The organism is Pelagibacterium limicola (assembly GCF_015694405.1).
Taxonomy (GTDB): domain Bacteria; phylum Pseudomonadota; class Alphaproteobacteria; order Rhizobiales; family Devosiaceae; genus Pelagibacterium; species Pelagibacterium limicola.
This window is the reverse complement of record NZ_JADQDB010000004.1, coordinates 1-18,104: the sequence shown is the minus strand read 5'-3', so window position 1 is coordinate 18,104 and position 18,104 is coordinate 1. Positions and strand designations below refer to the sequence as shown.

At 62.3% G+C, this 18,104-nt stretch carries 17 protein-coding genes, 1 pseudogene and 1 riboswitch; of the genes and pseudogenes, 3 read left to right on the top strand and 15 right to left on the bottom strand.

What is annotated here, in order from left to right:
• Positions 1 to 9 precede the first annotated feature (9 nt).
• The 5 genes from I2G20_RS08970 to cobA all read right to left on the bottom strand — a co-directional run bounded on the left by I2G20_RS08970 (position 10) and on the right by cobA (position 5,630).
• Positions 10 to 1,005: an NAD(P)H-quinone oxidoreductase gene (locus tag I2G20_RS08970; RefSeq protein WP_196259376.1), complete on the bottom strand. Its 996-nt coding sequence runs from the start codon at positions 1,003 to 1,005 to the stop codon at positions 10 to 12.
• Entirely contained in the window at positions 1,002 to 1,973 is a 972-nt protein-coding gene (cbiB, locus tag I2G20_RS08965) for an adenosylcobinamide-phosphate synthase CbiB (protein ID WP_196259375.1), read from the bottom strand. Before cbiB ends, I2G20_RS08970 begins: the two co-directional genes overlap by 4 nt.
• Positions 1,970 to 3,442, bottom strand: coding sequence for a cobyric acid synthase (locus I2G20_RS08960; RefSeq protein ID WP_246472994.1), 1,473 nt, complete (start codon positions 3,440 to 3,442; stop codon positions 1,970 to 1,972). The genes cbiB and I2G20_RS08960 overlap by 4 nt, the downstream gene beginning before the upstream one ends.
• Positions 3,439 to 4,734 (bottom strand): cobyrinic acid a,c-diamide synthase CobB, encoded by a 1,296-nt coding sequence (locus I2G20_RS08955; RefSeq protein ID WP_196259374.1) that lies wholly within the window; start codon positions 4,732 to 4,734, stop codon positions 3,439 to 3,441. The genes I2G20_RS08960 and I2G20_RS08955 overlap by 4 nt, the downstream gene beginning before the upstream one ends.
• 65 nt (positions 4,735 to 4,799) lie before the next feature.
• Positions 4,800 to 5,630 (bottom strand): uroporphyrinogen-III C-methyltransferase, encoded by an 831-nt coding sequence (gene cobA / locus I2G20_RS08950; RefSeq protein WP_196259373.1) that lies wholly within the window; start codon positions 5,628 to 5,630, stop codon positions 4,800 to 4,802.
• Between the two features lie 80 nt (positions 5,631 to 5,710).
• Here cobA and I2G20_RS08945 point away from each other — a divergent pair, with 80 nt between their 5' ends.
• A complete protein-coding gene (locus I2G20_RS08945) occupies positions 5,711 to 6,436 on the top strand; it encodes a cobalt-precorrin-6A reductase (protein WP_246472993.1) in 726 nt (241 codons plus the stop codon).
• Positions 6,437 to 6,477: 41 nt separating this feature from the next.
• Here I2G20_RS08945 and I2G20_RS08940 read toward each other — a convergent pair whose 3' ends face one another.
• Together I2G20_RS08940 and I2G20_RS08935 are read right to left on the bottom strand one after the other, a co-directional pair.
• Positions 6,478 to 7,473 (bottom strand): cobalamin biosynthesis protein, encoded by a 996-nt coding sequence (locus tag I2G20_RS08940; RefSeq protein ID WP_196259371.1) that lies wholly within the window; start codon positions 7,471 to 7,473, stop codon positions 6,478 to 6,480.
• 69 nt (positions 7,474 to 7,542) lie between these two features.
• A complete protein-coding gene (locus I2G20_RS08935) occupies positions 7,543 to 8,571 on the bottom strand; it encodes a substrate-binding domain-containing protein (RefSeq protein WP_196259370.1) in 1,029 nt (342 codons plus the stop codon).
• A gap of 114 nt (positions 8,572 to 8,685) precedes the next feature.
• Between I2G20_RS08935 and I2G20_RS08930 the strand changes: the two genes are divergently transcribed.
• Positions 8,686 to 9,168, top strand: a complete 483-nt coding sequence (locus I2G20_RS08930) for a hypothetical protein (protein ID WP_196259369.1) — start codon at positions 8,686 to 8,688, stop codon at positions 9,166 to 9,168.
• Between the two features lie 19 nt (positions 9,169 to 9,187).
• Here I2G20_RS08930 and cobO read toward each other — a convergent pair whose 3' ends face one another.
• The 7 genes from cobO to I2G20_RS08895 are packed head-to-tail and all read right to left on the bottom strand — an operon-like array spanning position 9,188 to position 16,638.
• Complete coding sequence (gene cobO, locus I2G20_RS08925) at positions 9,188 to 9,832, bottom strand: cob(I)yrinic acid a,c-diamide adenosyltransferase (protein ID WP_196259368.1); 645 nt, start codon at positions 9,830 to 9,832, stop codon at positions 9,188 to 9,190.
• Complete coding sequence (locus I2G20_RS08920; RefSeq protein WP_196259367.1) at positions 9,829 to 10,395, bottom strand: hypothetical protein; 567 nt, start codon at positions 10,393 to 10,395, stop codon at positions 9,829 to 9,831. Before I2G20_RS08920 ends, cobO begins: the two co-directional genes overlap by 4 nt.
• Positions 10,392 to 14,225: a cobaltochelatase subunit CobN gene (cobN, locus tag I2G20_RS08915; protein WP_196259366.1), complete on the bottom strand. Its 3,834-nt coding sequence runs from the start codon at positions 14,223 to 14,225 to the stop codon at positions 10,392 to 10,394. Before cobN ends, I2G20_RS08920 begins: the two co-directional genes overlap by 4 nt.
• Positions 14,225 to 14,671: a hypothetical protein gene (locus I2G20_RS08910; RefSeq protein WP_196259365.1), complete on the bottom strand. Its 447-nt coding sequence runs from the start codon at positions 14,669 to 14,671 to the stop codon at positions 14,225 to 14,227. Before I2G20_RS08910 ends, cobN begins: the two co-directional genes overlap by 1 nt.
• A gap of 12 nt (positions 14,672 to 14,683) precedes the next feature.
• Positions 14,684 to 15,736, bottom strand: coding sequence for a cobalamin biosynthesis protein CobW (cobW, locus tag I2G20_RS08905; RefSeq protein WP_196259364.1), 1,053 nt, complete (start codon positions 15,734 to 15,736; stop codon positions 14,684 to 14,686).
• Positions 15,733 to 16,428: a CbtA family protein gene (locus I2G20_RS08900; RefSeq protein WP_196259363.1), complete on the bottom strand. Its 696-nt coding sequence runs from the start codon at positions 16,426 to 16,428 to the stop codon at positions 15,733 to 15,735. Before I2G20_RS08900 ends, cobW begins: the two co-directional genes overlap by 4 nt.
• Positions 16,429 to 16,452: 24 nt before the next feature.
• Positions 16,453 to 16,638, bottom strand: coding sequence for a CbtB domain-containing protein (locus tag I2G20_RS08895; RefSeq protein WP_196259362.1), 186 nt, complete (start codon positions 16,636 to 16,638; stop codon positions 16,453 to 16,455).
• A gap of 48 nt (positions 16,639 to 16,686) precedes the next feature.
• A riboswitch (cobalamin riboswitch) is annotated at positions 16,687 to 16,912 on the bottom strand.
• A 91-nt stretch (positions 16,913 to 17,003) separates the two neighbouring features.
• Here I2G20_RS08895 and I2G20_RS08890 point away from each other — a divergent pair.
• On the top strand, positions 17,004 to 17,981 hold the full coding sequence (locus I2G20_RS08890) for an aldo/keto reductase (RefSeq protein ID WP_196259361.1): 978 nt from the start codon (positions 17,004 to 17,006) through the stop codon (positions 17,979 to 17,981).
• Between the two features lie 12 nt (positions 17,982 to 17,993).
• On the opposite strand, the pseudogene I2G20_RS08885 reads toward I2G20_RS08890, so the two are convergent.
• A pseudogene (locus I2G20_RS08885) lies at positions 17,994 to 18,104 on the bottom strand (IS630 family transposase); the annotation flags it as partial.

Genomic DNA, 18,104 nt, shown 5'->3' with positions numbered 1-18,104 from the left:
GCGTTCGCCCTAGCCCGAATCTGAGATTGTCAGAATCACCTTGCCGAAATGAAGCTTGGATTCGATATGCCGATGAGCATCCGCAGCTTGTTCGAGTGGCCATCGCGAATCGATGATGGGTTTGAATTGTCCGGTTTCGAGTAGCGGCCAGATCCAGGCTTTGACCTCGGCGAGCAAGCGTGCTTTTTCGGCAAGGGAGCGGCTGCGCAGGGTCGAACCGGTGAGGGTGAGGCCGTTCATCATCACCCTCGCAATATCGAGCTGACCGTGTCGCCCACCGCCAAAGGCGATGAAAACGAGCCGGCCGCCGGGTTTCAAGGCCTTTATATTGCCCTCAAGATAAGGACCGCCAATGATATCGAGGACGACATCGGCGCCGCCGAATTCGTTCCTGAGGACGTCCGTGAAGTCCTCGCTGCGATAGTCTATGGCACGGTCTGCGCCCAAAGCCTGACAGCGGGCGGCCTTTTCGGGGCCGCTGCAAGTGACGATGACTTTTGCCCCTAACGCTTTTGCGAGCTGGATGGCGGTGGTGCCGATGCCGCCGGCTCCGCCATGAACGATCAGGGTTTCGCCTTTCACCAATCGGCCAGCTTCAAAAACGTTGGCCCAAACCGTCGCGGCGGTCTCGATTAGGCCGGCACCTTCCACAAGGTCGATATTGGAAGGGAGTGGAAGGACATGATCCTTGGGCACGACGCAATACTGCGCGTAGCCGCCCCCGGTAAGAAGCGCGCAGACCCTCTCGCCGATTTCGAAGCCCGACACGCCTTCCCCGAGGGTATGAACAGTGCCGGCGACCTCGAGCCCCGGCAGATCGGACGCGCCTTGGGGTGGAGGATAGGCGCCGCGACGCTGGGCCAGATCGGCGCCGTTAACCCCTGCCGCTGCGACCGCGATACAGATTTCTTCCGGTCCGGGAACCGGCACGGGCCGCTCGACGAGCTGCAGGACCTCCGGGCCGCCGGGTTCGGAAATTTCCACCGCACGCATCAAGGCCGTCATTTTCGAAGCCCCAGCCAAAGAATAACGAGGAGGCCCAAAATCGCCCATGTGAACCACAGCATGCGGTCGTAAAGGCCGACGGCAGCGCCGATGTCGTCTGCATCAAGATCGCGCCGTCCATGGCCCATGTTTGGCAGATCAACCACCGTGCCTTCATAAGCGCGCGGGCCGCCAAGGCCGAAACCGAGCGCACCGGCCATCGCGGACTCGGGCCAGCCGGCATTGGGCGAAGCATGGCCCTTGGCATCGCGCCGCACGGCTTCGAACGAGCGCGTAGCGCTGGCGCCTGGAACGGTTGCCGCCATCACGATCAGCAAGCCCGCGGTCAGCCGCGCGGGAACGAAATTAACGAGATCGTCGAGTTTTGCGGCGGCCCAGCCAAAAGCTGCGTAGCGCTCCGAACGATGGCCGATCATCGAGTCGGCTGTGTTGATGGCCTTATAGAGCGCAGCACCAGGGAGCCCAAATAGTGCCAGATAAAAGAGCGGAGCGACAACGCCATCCGAAGCGTTTTCCGCCAGTGTTTCGATGGCGGCGCGGGAAATTTCGGCTTGGTCCAGCTTGGCCGTATCGCGCCCCACGATGTGGGATACGGCCTCGCGCGCGGCGGCGATGTCCCCGCCGCGGAGAGGCGTGGCGGCGTTGAGCACGGCATCGCGGAGGCCTTTTTGCGCGAGAAGCGAGGAAGCGATTATCGCTTCGACGACCCAGCCGAAGGGCATGCCGCGCAGGAATACGGCCCCCCCCCCGCTGACGACGAGGACCGCGGCGAGGACGAGGGCCAGAGCAAGGACACCGCGCCATTGGCGCTGCCCGAACCCTGCATGGGGCCAGTTAAGTCGTGCTTCAAGCGTACCTATTAGCCAGCCGATCCAGATTACCGGATGACCGACGACCAAGACTAGTTTTTGCGGATAGCCAGCGATCCGCTCAATGATGGCTGCGAGGAGAGCGACGAGGAGGCTCATTTGGCCACCGGTTGCCGCGCCAAAGCCAGTAGCGCATCGAGATCGAGATGGATTTCGAGATGGGCAGCTAGCGCATCGAGCGTCGCATCGACATCCGCCTCGAAATCGAGCAGTGGATCGGTGGCGATGCCGAGCCGGGAGAGAAAATCGCGGCGGAACCCATCGGCGGCAAAGAGGCCATGGAGATAGGTGCCCCTCACGCGGCCCGACGCGTTGCGAGCCCCTTCCGGGTTCCCCGCGACGCGGGCGAAGGGAGATGCGGTGTCGGGCCCGGACGTCACACCCATATGCATATGGTAGCCGGCGAGCGGGAGGCCCGAGACGGCATCGGCGGCATTTTCGATGCGGAGCTGCTTGTGCGGGGCGAGGACGGTCTCGACATCGAGAAGGCCAAGGCCTTCGCTTGTGCCGGGCGCCCCTTCGATACCCTCGGGATCGGAGATGGTTTTCCCGAGCATTTGATAGCCGCCGCATACACCAAGCGCGTAACCACCGGCGCGGACATGGGCCTTGAGATCGATATCCCAGCCCTGCGCCTTGAGGAAGGCGAGATCGGCGCGGGTAGCCTTGGAGCCGGGCAGGATCACGAGCTTCGCCTCGGGCGGAATGGGCTGGCCGGGCTGGACGATAACGAGACGCACCCCTGGCTCGCGTTTCAGGGGATCGAGATCGTCAAAATTGGCGATACGTTCGAGGCGGGGAACGGCGACGACGATATCGCCCTGTTCCGATTGCCGGGTGTCGAGGCCGAGGATGTCCTCGGCGGGGAGGCGGTGGGCGCGATCGAAATGCGGGACCGGACCGAGGCATGGCAGGCCGGTCCATGCGGCAATATACGACCGGCCCTCATTGAACAGCGAAGGGTCGCCATGAAACTTGTTGATGAGGGTAGCGGCGAGGAGGTCGCAATCGGCGGGGTCGACGACCGCGAAGGTACCGATGATCGCGGCGATGACCCCGCCGCGATGAATATCGCCTATGAGCACCGCCGGAAGGCTGGCGGCCTGCGCAAAGCCGAAATTGGCGATATCACCTTCACGGAGATTGATCTCCGATGCGCTGCCTGCGCCCTCGACCAGAACGAGGTCGCTTTCCGCAGTCAGTTCGGAAAATGCCTTGAGAACATCGGGCAGGAAGGCTTCGCGCCGGGCGAAATACTCGCGCGCGCCCATCGAGGCGATGCGTCTGCCCCTGAGGATCACCTGCGAGCCCGTTTCTCGCTCGGGTTTCAGGAGAACAGGATTCATCGCCGTTATCGGCTCTCGCCGTGCCGCACGCGCCTGCAACGCCTGGGCTCGCCCGATCTCCCCGCCATCGGCGGTGACAGCGGCATTGTTGGACATGTTCTGGGGCTTGAACGGGGCGACGCGCAAGCCCCGGTTGGTATAGGCGCGACACAGGCCAGCGACAATGAACGACTTGCCGACATCGGACCCTGTGCCCATGAACATCAAGGCACGGGCGGTCATGATCCGGCTCCGCAAATCACATGCGCATAGGACCCCATTACCCGACCGAGCCTGACGCCCATTGGCGGGAGGGGCTCGCCCGCTGCATCTGTCGCCTCGAACAGTGGGGGCAGGTTCGTGGGCAGCGCCGTGGAATAATGGAATTCATGACCGTTCAAGCGCTCCGGCCAGGGGAGCGGCGAGATGTGCGAGAGGCGCCGGTAGCCGAGGGTGCGTTTCGGGCGATCGATGCGGGTGTGGACCGGCAAGAGACCAGCCATGGGATAGGTCACGCTCTGCAGGTCGGTAAGGGTTTCTCCCAGAACCATGAAGCCTCCGCATTCGCCATAGATGAGGGCTTCCCGGTCACCGGCTTGTTTGAGGCTCGTTACAAAGGCCCCCGCGCCGGAAAGGGTTGCAGCGTGCAGTTCGGGGTAGCCACCGGGCAGGAATACGGCGTCGACATCGCCTGGCACCGGTTCGTCAGCGAGGGGGGAGAAGAGTTTCAGCGTGGCCCCTGCCTCGTGCCAGGCCGAGAGAAGGTGCGGGTAGGCAAAAGCGAAAGCAGCATCGAAGGCCACAGCGATCGTCTGGCCGAGGGGCGGAAGGGGTTTTGCTTTGGGTCCGACAGCGAGTGGCGCGGCGATGGCGGCGATCAGGTTCAGATCGACATGGGTTTCGATGACCGCCCCTGCGCGAGCGAGGTAATCGTCTATCCCCGCAATATCGCCCGGCAGGACGAGACCGAGATGGCGCGAGGGCAGCTCGAGATCGGCACGGCGCGGGATGGCCCCGACGACAGGGAGACCGGTCTGGTGCACGGCATCGCGGAGCATGATTTCGTGACGCTCGGAGGCAACCTTGTTGAGAATTACGCCAGCAATGACGATGTTTTCACGCCATGTGGCAAAACCCTTGACCAGCGCGCCGACCGACTGGGCCTGCCGCTCGCAATCGACGACGAGGATAACCGGGAGATCGAGGGTGGCGGCGAGATCTGCCGTCGACCCGACACCCGAGATCGCACCATCGAAAAGGCCCATGACGCCTTCGATCAGGACAAGATCGTGGCCTTCGCCGTGGCCCGAGGCCAGTGCTCTGAGCATCGCGGGTGGCATGGCCCAAGGGTCGAGATTAATCGCCGGTGACCCCGCAGCTGCGGCAAGGAAGGCAGGGTCGATATAGTCGGGGCCGGTCTTCGCCGGTGCAACAGCCCTGCCCCGGACGGCAAGCGCCCGCGCAAGACCGAGGGTTATCGCGGTCTTGCCCGACCCCGAGCGCGGCGCGGCGACGATGAGGCCTTTAGCCGGCATGAGGGGCGTGCCCTTTGTCCGGATGCGGCCATCGCAGTTCCCTCACGTAGGAGGTCATGCTGCAGTCAGCCATAGGCATTCTCCCGTCTTTCCCCGATGTACCAATCGAGTTGCTCGCGATAGCGCGTGACGGGACCGAGAACGACGATGGCAGGCGTTGGGAGTTCCTGCTGCGTCGAAAGGGCGCCAACCTCCCCCAACCTGGTCTCGACGACGGTCTGCTCGGGCCCGGTGGCACGGGCGACGATGGCAAGCCGATCGTCGGGATCGCGTCCTGCGGCGAGAAACTTCCCGGCAATTGTTGCGAGGTGCTTGACGGCCATGTACATGACGATGACCGAGGCCGCGTTGGCGACCGCGGGCCAATCGACGCCTTGCGGCATGCCGCCGCTGTCGTCGTGGCCTGTCAGAAAGATCACAGCATGATTGGTGTCGCGGTGCGTGACGGGTACCCCCGCATAGGCGAGCCCGCCGATACCTGCGGTGACCCCAGGGACGATCCGGAAAGGAATGCCGGCCTTGGCGAGGGCTACCCCTTCCTCGCCCCCGCGCCCGAACATGAAAGGGTCGCCTCCCTTCAACCGCAGCACCCGCTTGCCCGCTTGCGCGAGTTCGATCAGGCGCAGGGAAATATCGGCCTGCTTGGCCGAGGGCTTGCCCCCCCGCTTACCGGCATAGATCAATTCTGCGTCCGGACTGGCCATGTCGAGCAGGCCTTGGGCCACCAACGCATCATAAACTATGACATTGGCCTGTCCGAGCGCGTGGTATCCAAGCAACGTTATCAGCCCAGGTGCCCCAGGCCCTGCGCCCACCAGCCACACGTGCCCGGCCTCGAAAGCGGGGAACGTTGCAGCGTCGAGACGGGAAAAATGACCCGAGGGCATTGCGGACATGAAATCTCCGTTTGGCAGCGTGCACCGACCTGTATAGTGCGGCGGCGGAAAATATGGATAGCCTTTTTGGGCCGAGTCTGATGGGTGAGCGCAAGAGAATACTGATCCTCGGGGGCACGGGCGAGGCGCGAGCGCTTGCCTCGAACCTCATCGCACTGGGTCACGAGGTGACAAGCTCGCTGGCAGGGCGGACGCGCGCGCCACAGCTCCCCCCAGGTCCGGTTCGCATGGGAGGCTTCGGCGGCGTGGATGGGCTTGCTGCCTATATGCAGGAAGGCGGGTTTACCCATCTTGTCGATGCCACGCACCCCTTTGCGGCGCAGATTTCCGGCAATGCGGTTATCGCCAGTGCAAAGACTGGCATTCCGCTGCTCCGGCTCGAACGCGAGGTTTGGCTAAAGCCTGAGAGCGCAAATTGGCTGGAAGTCCCGACCATGGAAGTAGCCGCGGAGTCCCTGCCCGCCGGTGCCCGCGTGTTGCTGACGATCGGGCGGCAGGAGGTGGGCGCCTTCTTCGGGCGGGCAGACTGCCAATTCGTTGCGCGGGTGATAGAGTCGCCGGAGACAGTGCCGGAGGGTTGGAAACTTATCGCTGTGCGCGGGCCGTTTTCCCTTGAGGACGAAATTGGGCTTATGCGGCGGCACGGCATTACGCATCTGGTGAGCAAGAATTCCGGCGGGGATGCGGGCTTTGCGAAGCTCGAGGCAGCAGCAGCACTCGGGATCGAGGTGCTTATGGTCCGGCGACCGAAGCTGCCCGATGCGCCGACGGCCTCTACGGTCGAGGAGGTGCTGAAGCGGATTTGAGGCTGGTCCCGCTTTTCGCCGGAGCGGCAACCGTGGGTAGGTCAGATCTTTGCAGGCTTGCCAAATTTGGCAATGTCGATAGGCCCTGGGGCCTGGCCGATGGCACAGGTGGCCTGTGAAGAGGTCTGTTTAGGAACAAGAAGGCGCCCGGCTTTCAGTGCTGCGGCTTCGCAGATGCCGGCGAGACCAGTGGCAGCATCGACGATATCGGAGGGCGTTTCAAGTTTGCCGCGTTCCTTTTCGAGATCACGTCGGGCGAAGGTGCGGAGCGGCACGCCGAAATGATCAGCTGCGGCGAGCAGCGCTGGATGGGCTTTTCGCGTATCGAACGTTGCCAGCGCGGCCAGCGCTTGCGGTGCGAGGCGATGCTCCGACAAGGTGGTTTCGATCAGTTCGATGACTTCGTCCGCTTCCGCGGCGCCCGTACAACCGAGACCGGCAACCAGCGTTTTGGGGTGAACGAGCAGCCCTTCTGTCTCCTGAAGCGTGGCGCTGACCACGAGGGGAACCGATCCATCGGCCGCCACCGGATATCCGGCGAGTTCGAGCCAGCCCGACGGCCCCTCCACCCTGAGCTTCTCGCCCTTCAAAAGAGCGGCCATAGCGGGTTTCACCAGTTCGGGTGTAGCGACGACATAGCCCGGAGGGGGATCTTCGAGCGAGAACTCGTATAGCGTATCGGAAAAGGACGTAATGGCCGCGGTACCGCGCATCATGTCGGCAATCCAGCGCGCCAGCGCGTTGGCGCCGCGATGGCTGCCGAGAAGCGGAACGGCAATCTTACCGTCGGCGGAAACGGCGAGTACCGGCGGCTCATCGATCTTTTCACCGATTTCGGGCCCGATCAGCCGGATCAAGTGGCCCACCGCGCAAACCCCGATGATCGGCGCCCGCGCGCCGTATGCCTCGCGCACCATGTCCCCGGCCATTCCGCGCCCAGGCCCCAGGAAATGGACGGGCGAGCCGAGCAATTGCGCGACGTGGCGAGCGATCTCGTCACCCTTGGGCGACATCGAGAAAACGAGGGGTGTCTTCACGTGAGGCAGTTTAACTTGACTGAATGAGGCAGTTTATCGCCATTTACACCAAGCCTGACCTAACGGCAATCAAGGTTCGCGCACGATCCGTTTCACGCTATCGCGCGGGATGAGATGGACCGGGATTTCCACCACCGGAACCGGGTTCACATTGCGCTTTTCAATGATATCGAGCAGCAGGTTCATCGCGCGGCGGCCGATCTCATCCTTGGGCTGATGAATGGTGGACAGCGCGGGAATATAGCTTTCAGCGACCACGATATCATCGAAGCCGAGAATCGAGATGTCATCGGGCACGCTCAGTCCGTTCTTATATACCTCGTTGATAAAGCCCATCGCAGCCAGATCATTGGCGCAGAACACCGCCGTCGGTCGTTGCGCGAGAGAGAGGAAGGTGCGAGCAGCATTGCGGCCAAGCCCGACCTCAAAGCCACATTCGAAAAAGAACTCAGGCCGGACCGGCAATCCGGCTTCGGTGAGGGCTCGGCGCAGTCCATTGGCGCGGGCACGGCGAACGGGGGTGTTATGCGGCGCGTAGGTGTGGCCGATGAGGGTATGTCCCATCTCGATAAGGTGGCGCCCCGCGACATAGCCGGCGTGCTCGTTGTCGATCAGGATCTGTGGCACCTTGAGGTTGCCGCGCTCCTCGCCCAGCGCGACAATCGGCGGGGTACCCGAATAGAGCTTTTTCATCAGCGCGAAGTCTTCGGCGGTGATCCGGTGGCCAGAAAGAATGATGACGCCATCGACCTTGGCCGTGCGGAGGTTGGCAAGGATCAGATCCTGTGTGCCGCCCGGGCTGGGGTTGGTGATCGAGACCGTATAATTGGAGCTTTGTGCCCGGCGCTGGATGCCCCTGAACAGCTCCGAATAATAGATCGAGCCCACATCATGGGCTACGACCAGAACGGCGTTCGCGCGCTGGAGCTTGAAATTGCGGGCGGTTTCGCTCTGGACGTAATGGAGCGAATCCACCGCCTCCTGCACCTTGCGGCGGGTCTTCTCGGTAACGGTGTCGGGGGCATTGAGCGCGCGGCTGACCGTCGCTGTCGAAACGCCGGCATGCCGGGCGACATCGCCTATCGATGGCCTTTTCACGGTATTGTCCTTAAGCCCCTCTCCAAGCGGTCCATCTTCTAGCCATTTTGACGCGCGTGACAACCCGCGCAATGCCTTGCGCCCGCCGCAATCGGGCGCAAAGTGATTTGCATCATGATTCGTCTCGTTCTTGCTGCCGCGGTTGCCGCAACGCTTGTTCTTCCCGCATATGCAGCGGAGTGGACGCGTTATATCGATCCACGCTCCGGCGCAGGCGTCGATATTCCGCCCGGCTATGGGGTGAACGGCCCGGCTGGCGAGGGCGACGGAAAGATTTACCGCGCGGCGGACGGCCGCTCGGCAATCTCGGTCTGGGGCGCGCCAGCGGGCGGGGAATTTTCCACCGCGATGGCACGCCGGATCGGGCAGGACGAGGCCGAAGGATGGGGACTGACCTATCGCTCGGTTACGCCCGACTGGGCCGCCTGGAGCGGCACGAGGGCCGGGCATGTGTTCTACGCCAAGACGATCCTCGTCTGCGATGGGCGCCAGACGGCGAACGTGCGCCTGCAATACCCTGCCGCCGATATTCCGAAATTCGACGTGATCGCCATGCGATTGGGGCAGTCGCTCGCGCAGGACGGTGGGTGTTTCTAACTGGGAAGTTCTTCCCCGCTCAGAACTCGATGCCCGGCTGCGCCTTTACACCCTGCTCGCGGAAGGGGTGTTTGACCAGGGTCATTTCGGTGACGAGATCGGCGATTTCTATCAGTTCGTCCTTGGCGTTGCGGCCTGTGACGATGACGTGCTTGTCCTCAGGCTTGTTGCGCAGCGTTTCGATGACCTCGTCTAGCGGCAAGTAGTCGTAGCGCAGGCAGATGTTGAGTTCGTCAAGCAACACCATCTTGTAGCCAGGATCGGCAATCAGCTCCTTGGCGCGGTCCCAGGCCTGGCGTGCGGCGGCAAGATCGCGCTGGCGATCTTGTGTATCCCAGGTAAAGCCATCGCCCATTGCGTTGATCGAGACCTGATCGGGGAATTTTTCGAGGATATCGCGCTCGCCCGTACCCCATTTGCCTTTGACGAACTGCACGATGCCGACATTGAACCCGTGTGCGATGGCGCGGAACACCATGCCGAAGGCGGCGGTCGACTTCCCCTTGCCCTTGCCGGTGTGGACGATCAACAGACCCTTTTCCTTGTCGTTGCCCGCAACGAGCTTGTCGCGCGCCACCTTTTTTTTCTTCATCTTCTCAGCATGATAGGCGTCACGCTCCGCCTCGGTCATAAGATCGGTTTTCTTGATGCGGTCTTCGGTCATTTCCGGATGCCTTCGATATGAGAAAGGATATGGCGCGCGGAGTACTCGGGGGTCATCAACGTCGTGTCGAGATCGAGCGCATGGGGGTGGGCAAATTCCAAAAGCTGGATCCGCCTGCGCATATCCCGGGCTGATGCCGCGTCGGTGTGTTTCAACCGTTCCTCCCTGTCGGGGGACCCGATGCGCAGATCAAGAGCATCTTCCTTGCAGGACATACGGACCGGGACGAATAGATTGCCGCGCCCCTCGGCAAGTTCGACGATCGCGGTGTAAAGCGCCCTGTCCTCATCAGTCTCCGCAAGCATATTGGTAAAGACATAGCTCTGCTCGCGCGGGGCGATTTCGGCAATCGTCGCAATCACCTGTTCCCGGATAACGAGTATCCGGTCCCAGGCTGCTTCAGGAAGCGGCGTCTTGCCGTCCACCCGCAGAAGCGAAAAAATAACGTTGTTGATAAGGTGGTTGTCGACAAGCTTGGCACCGGTCAGGGCGGAAAGCTGCTTGCCAACCGTGTATTTGCCGACGCCATAGTGCCCGAGGAGATAAACGATAACGTTTTTCACTTTCCCACCTTCTCGAGAAAGGCGTACGCCGAATTGGATCGCGGCGTCCAGAAGCCGCGCTGGCGGGCTTCATCAAACCGATCGAGCAGTTCGTCGTAGCCGAAGCGGTTCGCCGTCATCAGGAAATCACGGGTTGTTTCGTCCTCGACGAAAGCCTCGAAGGCCAAGTCGAAGTGGTGGGATTTGACGGCACCGGTGGTGGCGGCGAAGCCGAACATGAAATCCACCGTAGCAATGATCTCGAATGCGCCGCGATAGCCGTGGCGTTTCATACCCTCGATCCATTTGGGGTTGACGACCCGCGCGCGCACGACGCGAGCGATTTCCTCCTCGAGCGTGCGGACCTTGAGGTTATCGGGGCGGGAGGTGTCGAGGTGGTACGCGGCGGGGCTTGCGCCCGAGAGGGTTTCGACCGCGGCAGAAAGCCCCCCCTCAAACTGATAATACTGATCGGAATCGAGCAGATCGTGCTCGGCATTGTCCTGCGTGTGAAGAACCGCGTCGGCAGATTTGAGCCGTTGCGCGAAAGCAGCCTTTTCCGCAACGCCCTCGATTTTCCCGCCATAAGCATATTGGCCGGATTCGAGGACAGCTTGGGCGAGGTCTGCCTTATCCCGCCATTTGCCGGTTTCAACCAGCTTGCCGACGCTGGCACCGTAGCTGCCGGGCGCAGCACCGAAAATGCGGTGGCCAGCACGGAGCGCGGCCTCGGCTTCGGTTTGCCCATCGTTCATCAACGCGAGCGCGTCGGTACGCATGCGGGCAGCGATGGGGTTGTCCCCCGGGGGTTCATCGAGGGCGCCGATGGCACGGACGGCGCGGTCGAAAAGCGCAATCTGAGCGGGGAACGCGTCTCGGAACAGCCCCGAAATCCGCAAAGTGACGTCCACGCGGGGCCGGTTGAGTTTGGCCAGCGGGATGATCTCATAGCCCATCACGGAGAGCGAAGCGCCCTGCCAGACAGGTTTGGCGCCGATCAGCGCGAGAGCCTGGGCGATGTCATCGCCGCCAGTGCGCATGTTTGCGGTACCCCAGACGCTCATGGCGACGGATTGGGGGTAACTGCCGTGATCCTGAAAATGGCGCTTCAAAAGCTGTTCGGCGGCCCGCTGGCCGAGAGCCCAGGCGGTTTGCGTGGGGATGGCGCGGTTGTCGACCGAATAGAAATTGCGACCCGTGGGGAGCGTGTCGATCCGCCCGCGCGTCGGGGCTCCCGAGGGACCGGGGGGAATAAATTTTCCGTCGAGCCCATCGAGAAGTGCCTTGATTTCCGCGGGGCCGGAGGCCTTGAGCCGAGGGCGAATGGCGGTTTCGATTTGATCGAGAACAGCGCGGGTTGTAAGCCATTGTGGATCGGGCGCATGGCCGGAAACCAGTTGGGCAGCCAAAGTTTCGAGCCGCTCGATCGTGTCGCCTATGCTGCGCCAGATACCGCCCGTATCGAGAACCGCTGGCATTGGGCCGGTCCATTCGGCGGCCAGATCGGCGGTCAGCGGGTCGACCCCGAGCCGCAGGTCGTCGGCGAGGGCGCGGATGAGCGAAGCGTCAGCTCCCTGCCCTTCTCCGCGGGGAACGCGGGCAAAGGCGACGAGCAGATCGCGCTCGAAATCGTGGGTAGGGGATTGGCCGAAGACGTGCAATCCGTCGCGGATCTGGGCTTCCTTCAACTCGCAGAGGAAATTGTCGATACGGTTGAGGGCTTCGTTCTCATCCTCAGGCAGAGCGATATCCGCATCGAGCCGGGCGTCGCGGGTGAAGTCGAGGATACGCCGCTTGAGCGTATCGAGCCGGCGCCGGTCCATGCCCATCGCCAGATAATATTCATCGAGCAGGGCTTCGAGGTCCTTGAGCGGTCCGTAGGTTTCTGCGCGGGTGAGCGGGGGAACCAGATGATCGATAATGGTCGCGCCGGTGCGGCGCTTGGCCTGTGTGCCCTCGCCGGGGTCGTTGACGATGAAGGGGTAGAAATGCGGGAGTTGCCCCCAGAGGACCGATGGATAGGACTCGCTGTCGAGCGCATTGGCCTTTCCCGGCAGCCATTCGAGATTGCCGTGCTTGCCGTTGTGGATCAGCGCGTGGATGCCGAAGGCGTTCCGAAGCCAGAGATAGGACGCAATATAAGCGTGGGGGGGCACCAGATTGGGATCGTGGAAACTCTCTGCTTCCTCTACATTGTAGGCGCGGGCGGGCTGGAGGAGAACGGCGATGTTGCCGATGAGTTTTATGGGCAGGTGGAAGGCATCCCCGCGTACAAAGGGATCATTTTCGGGCGCGCCCCAGCGGGTCGGAACATCCTCCCTGATGCAGGGGTGCAGATCGGCCAGCCACTCTTTGTAAGTCTCAAGGGGCAGAATTGCGTCGGAGGTACCGTGCTGCGGGCGGGCGTTCGTGGGGCCGGTCTGGAGGTATTCGATGAGGGTGGTGCCCGTCGCTATCATCGCAACCCCCTCATCCGACTTCCGCTGAGTTCCGGCGACATTCTCCCTCGAGGGGAGAAGGGTTGGGGGTGATGGGGTTGCGGTGCCCACGTCGTCTACGAAATACCCGGCCTCCCGCAGTACCCGCAAAATCTCGACAGTGGACTGCGGAGCGTCATAGCCGACGCCGTTTGCGAGGCGGCCATCGCGGAGGGGATAGTTGGCGAGAACCAGTCCGATCCTGCGTTCGGCCCGCGGCGTTGCGCGAAGGCGGGCGTAGCTTTGGGCCAGTTGCACTGCGCGGGCGATGCCTTCAGGTTCAGGCGTGAACGAGGTCAACGGGCATTGGGTTCGGGCATGCCAGACGGCCTCCGCCTTATGCCCGACGATGAGCCCGCCGATGCGCCCGTCGATTTCGGGCAGGACGACCTGCATGGCGAGGTCCTTGCTCGTCAGCCCCCGCGGATCTGCTTCCCACATCACCGCCGGACGCGACCCCTGGACGAGTTGGATGACAGGCGCGTCGGTGAGGGCGAAGGGGTTCTGTTCGTCGGCCAGATCGTTGACGCCGAGCGCGAAGCCCGTGAGGTTGAGGATGGCGGCGGGATGGAGGTCGCCTAGCGCCTGTCGGACGAAGGCGGCGCAGTCTTTTGTCTTGAGTGAGGAAATGACGATGGGGACTGGCGCGAGACCGGCCGCTTCAAGTTCCTCGATCAGGGCTTCGAGTGTTGCCGTTCCCGCGCCCTCGAGGAGAGCGCGGTAAAAGAGGATGGGGATGATTGCTTTGGGCATTGCTGCCCCGTCATCCCGCCTCATCGCATCCGCGCTCACACTATGAGTAACGCCAGCGAACTCACCGACAACAATTCCATTCACCCGGTCCCAGAACCCGAACGCTGGAAACGGCTTTGCCATTGGCGGCCCCGGGCGTCGCTCACAAAGAGCGTGGAAAGCTTCGAGGATCGCGTCGGCATTGTCCGGGCCGCCGGCGATGAAGAGTTTGTGCAGGGCGTGCCAATCGCCTTCCGGAATGTTCGAGCGAGCGAGAAGGGTGGGGTCGGGACTGGCGTCGCCCGGAAGGAAGGCGAGACGAATATCCTTCTGCCGCGCGACCAACTCGATCTCGTCGCAACCGTAGGGCCAGTAGGCCGCGCCGCCGATCAGGCGGACAACAATGAGTTTTGCGTAGGCAAGCGTATTTTCACACCAGAGATCGACCGAGAAATTGTTGGAAAGCCGCATGAGGTTGGCGAGGCGCAAGCCGTCCTCCCCAGCCCTGTGGGCAGCGGCTGCGAGCATCGAGAGTTCGCTGTCGGCCGAAGAGGCAAAAACGTATGTACCCGGCGTCTGAGCGAGGTCGATGGCCTCGCCCTCCTGCTGGAGGGCCCCTGCTTGTGCGGCGAGAAGATGCATCAGGGTGCCTTCCAGGGTCGTGCCGATACGAGCAGCGCAATGGCGCCAGCAGTGCCCGAGGTAAAATAGAAATTTTTGTTAGGGGCGAAGGAGCCGAAGGCGAACACCACGGCCGGCCAAACGAGTATCGAACCGGCGAGGGCGCCCGTGGCAATGGCGAGGAGTGTGCGTCCGACCGGGGAGCCCATCCGCGCGATGCCAAAGTGCCAAACCAGAGCCGAAACAATAGCGGGGGCCAACCCAACGAGATATCCGAGCCCCAGCACGACTCCGGTAACCGGCCCAATCGTCGACCAGAAATCGGGCTGTTCGAACGCGCGCGACATGACCATGATCACGATCAGCATGGTCAGCGATCCGATCAACGGACCGATGAAAACGATGACCGGCCAGGTCAATCGCCCTGACCCGCCCTCAATCCCGGACATGTGTTCCGACTCACCCATTGATTGTGCGGCTCATGCCGCCTGAGCGACCCGTGCCAGACTTTCTTCGATGGCCATACGCGCCAGCGGGCTTTCGCCGATGACCACAAGCCGGGTCACCCGCTCCTCGCCCTCTTTCCACTCGCGGTCGAAATACGCATTGATGCGCGGACCGACGGCCTGGATGGCGAGACGGGCGCGGGCGCCCGGAATGGCCGCGAAGCCCTTCAGCCGCAGGATATCGTGCGCAGCGATGGTTTCGGCGATGACCGCAAGAAGCTGATCGCGGCTGGGACCCAATGGGAGCGCAACCGAGAAGCTGTCGAAATCGTCGTGCTCATGACCCTCGCCGTCATGTTCCATTTCATGATGGCTTTCGCGGCCTTCGAGATGATCTTCCGAGCTGATCCCCAGGCCAAGCAGCGCGCGGGCATCGACATGGCCGTTGGCCGCACGGACGATACCGGTACCGGGGCGCATATGTTCGCGCAGCTCCTTTTCGACATCGGCCAGGGTGGCTTGGTCGACGAGGTCGGTTTTGTTGAGAACGATCATGTCGGCGGCGACCAGTTGGTCCTCGAACAGCTCGCCCAGGGGCGTATCGTGATCGAGCATCTCGTCGGCGCGGCGCTGGGCGTCCACGGCGTCCTCATCGGCCGCAAAACGGCCCTCCGCCAGCGCAGCTGCATCTGCGACGGTAATAACGCCGTCGATCGTCACTTCGGACTTGATCTCGGGCCAGTTAAAGGCGCGGATCAGCGGCTGGGGCAGCGCGAGGCCCGAGGTTTCGATGACGATGTGATCGGGGCGATCCTTGCGGGCGAGCAGCGTGGTCATAGTCGGAATGAAATCATCGGCAACGGTGCAGCAGATGCAACCATTCGCCAGCTCGATCATATCCTCCTCGCGGCAAGTCTCGTCGCCGCACCCGTCGAGAATGTCCCGATCCACCCCGATATCGCCGAACTCATTGATGATGAGCGCAATGCGCTTGCCGCCTGCATGAGCGAGAAGGTGCCTGACGAGCGTCGTCTTGCCCGCACCGAGGAAACCCGTGATGACGGTAGTCGGAATTTTCTGGCTCATCTGGCGCTCCTCGAAAATCGCAGGTTGGCAAAGCCGTAGGTTACGCCCAGTACCACCCAGAAAACCAGCCCGTTGGCAAGAACGTTGGACGCGAAGGCTGCGGCAAGGCCGGCGGGCACGTCGGTTTCCTGGGAGGGCGGCTGGGGTGCCCCGAAAAGGTGCGGGACGACAAAGAGCGCAACAGCAAGGGCGATGGCCCATGCGGCGCGATATTTGGCCAGAAGGACCAGGCCCGCTCCGGTTGCCGTGGCGGCGAACACCCACCAGAACTGCCGCGCGCCGGTATCGGCGACGGGCATTCCGGGCAGGCCGGGCGGTAAACCCAGAGATGGTGCGAGCGAAAAGGCGATGAAGCCACCCACGCCCCAAAGCACGCCGGTCATCGGCGTCAGCGGCAAATTGAAAATCACCGAGACGGCGGCGATGACGAAGGCAAACCCGGCAGCGAGGAGGAAATTGGCGAGCACCGTGTAGGCCGTACGCTCGAACCCGTCCTCGGGCATCCACTCGTCCTCGTCATGGGAATGAGCGACACCTTCATCTTCGTGGGCATGGTCGTGCGCGTGCGCTTCGCCTTCATATTGCTCGGCTTCGAGGATAAGCGGAACGAGGCGCGTGAACTGGAATGCCGAGGTGACAAGGCCAGCACAAAAGGCCGCGAGCAGCGCGGCAAGAAACAGATTTCTGAACATTTTCGTTTCCCTTGGTGCCCAGCCTCAGTGGCAGGGGAAGCCCATTGCGTGGCGCGAATCGTGGGCGCCGTTATGGGCGCGGTAATCGCCGGCAAAGCCGGTGCCGCCGACAAAAACGAAGCCGAGAACCAAGAACAGCGCGCCGACCATCAGCCGGTGCGAAAGGGAAAGCGGAGTTGAGGCCGAGAGGCCTTGAGCTTGAGTCGTCATGCAACACCCTCCGTGTGCGAACAAACAAATCGCGGACCGCATCGGCAGGTCCGTGGTCGTGTGCTGGCAGGTCTCCTGGCTCGCCGCTCACGCGGTCCTCGTGCACCTTCCCGGCAGAATATTCCGCCAGTGGCAACGCACAAAGCCCATCGCGGCTTACAGTTGCGGGGGCAGCCACGGCCTTGGCCCCTTTTGGGTCATCCGCACCGTGTTCCCTTTTGCTTCCCCAAACGATTCTTGCAACGAATGGGGAACCAACACGATTAGATCAGTGGCATGCGTGCTTGATGGAGTCAATTGAGCCTCGTGTTTGCATCGACGCGGCCACTCGCCTATCAAGAACACCACCAACAGGGAGAGACGGCATGAAAACGCGGCGCCTGGGCAAAACGGGATACGAGATTTCGGAGATCGGGCTTGGCTGCTGGCAGCTCGGCGGCGATTTCGGTCCGATGGGTGACGAGGACGCCTCGACGATCCTGGCGACTGCAGCACTGCACGGAATCAATTTCTGGGACACGGCCGACGTCTACGGCGCGGGCCTTTCCGAACACCGGATCGGCATGTTCTACGGCAAGCCCGAAGGGCTGGTGGTCGCCACCAAAGTCGGACGGACAGATACGCTCTTTCCAGACAAATATACCTGTGGAGGCGTGAGGGATTGTCTCCAAGCATCGATCAAGCGGCTCGGCGTGGAGGCCCTCGATCTCGTCCAGATTCACTGTGTGCCGCGCGATGTGCTCGCAGACGGCGAGATATTCACTTGGCTGGAAGACTTCGTCGTCGAAGGGCTGATCCGCCACTATGGCGCGAGCGTAGAGACGGTTGAGGAAGGCTTCCTGTGCCTCGAGCATAAAGGGCTCTCAAGCTTGCAGATCATCTTCAATATCTTCCGGCAGGACGCCAACGAGACGCTTCTCGATGCGGCGCGCGACAAGGATGTCGGCATCATCGTGCGGCTGCCGCTTGCCTCCGGCCTGCTTTCGGGCAAGTTCCGGAAGGACACCGAATTTGCAGCCTCCGACCATCGCAACTACAATCGGGACGGTGCCTCATTTTCGGTGGGAGAGACTTTCGGGGGCATACCCTTCGAAAAAGGAGTCGAACTGGCCGAGGGGCTCAAGTCGATGCTGCCCGAAGGAATGAACCTTGCCCAGATGGCGCTGCGCTGGATCCTCGATCACGATGCGGTGTCCACCATCATTGCGGGCGTTTCGCGACCCGAGCAGGTGCCGGTCAATGCAGCGGCGAGCGACCTATCACCACTCTCCGCCCAGTTGCACGAACAGCTTGCAGATTATTACCGCTCGGAGGTTCGACCCCATATTCGAGGCTCTATCTAGGGCGGAATCCTATCAGTCTGCATCGTATCCAGCGGCTGCGAAGTAGTTGGCGCACTCTTTGGGCGTGAAGGTTTGGACCAGTTTGCCAATTCTGTTCCAGAGCGCATCAACGGTTCGCTCTGC

What these genes read in the sequence shown, in the direction of transcription:
- I2G20_RS08970 (WP_196259376.1), bottom strand. Translation starts at nt 1,005, where the DNA reads ATGACGGCCTTGATGCGTGCGGTGGAAATTTCCGAACCCGGCGGCCCG.
- cbiB (WP_196259375.1), bottom strand. Translation starts at nt 1,973, where the DNA reads ATGAGCCTCCTCGTCGCTCTCCTCGCAGCCATCATTGAGCGGATCGCT.
- I2G20_RS08960 (WP_246472994.1), bottom strand. Translation starts at nt 3,442, where the DNA reads ATGACCGCCCGTGCCTTGATGTTCATGGGCACAGGGTCCGATGTCGGC.
- I2G20_RS08955 (WP_196259374.1), bottom strand. Translation starts at nt 4,734, where the DNA reads ATGCCGGCTAAAGGCCTCATCGTCGCCGCGCCGCGCTCGGGGTCGGGC.
- cobA (WP_196259373.1), bottom strand. Translation starts at nt 5,630, where the DNA reads ATGTCCGCAATGCCCTCGGGTCATTTTTCCCGTCTCGACGCTGCAACG.
- I2G20_RS08945 (WP_246472993.1), top strand. Translation starts at nt 5,711, where the DNA reads ATGGGTGAGCGCAAGAGAATACTGATCCTCGGGGGCACGGGCGAGGCG.
- I2G20_RS08930 (WP_196259369.1), top strand. Translation starts at nt 8,686, where the DNA reads ATGATTCGTCTCGTTCTTGCTGCCGCGGTTGCCGCAACGCTTGTTCTT.
- cobO (WP_196259368.1), bottom strand. Translation starts at nt 9,832, where the DNA reads ATGACCGAAGACCGCATCAAGAAAACCGATCTTATGACCGAGGCGGAG.
- cobN (WP_196259366.1), bottom strand. Translation starts at nt 14,225, where the DNA reads ATGCATCTTCTCGCCGCACAAGCAGGGGCCCTCCAGCAGGAGGGCGAG.
- I2G20_RS08910 (WP_196259365.1), bottom strand. Translation starts at nt 14,671, where the DNA reads ATGGGTGAGTCGGAACACATGTCCGGGATTGAGGGCGGGTCAGGGCGA.
- cobW (WP_196259364.1), bottom strand. Translation starts at nt 15,736, where the DNA reads ATGAGCCAGAAAATTCCGACTACCGTCATCACGGGTTTCCTCGGTGCG.
- I2G20_RS08900 (WP_196259363.1), bottom strand. Translation starts at nt 16,428, where the DNA reads ATGTTCAGAAATCTGTTTCTTGCCGCGCTGCTCGCGGCCTTTTGTGCT.
- I2G20_RS08895 (WP_196259362.1), bottom strand. Translation starts at nt 16,638, where the DNA reads ATGACGACTCAAGCTCAAGGCCTCTCGGCCTCAACTCCGCTTTCCCTT.
- I2G20_RS08890 (WP_196259361.1), top strand. Translation starts at nt 17,004, where the DNA reads ATGAAAACGCGGCGCCTGGGCAAAACGGGATACGAGATTTCGGAGATC.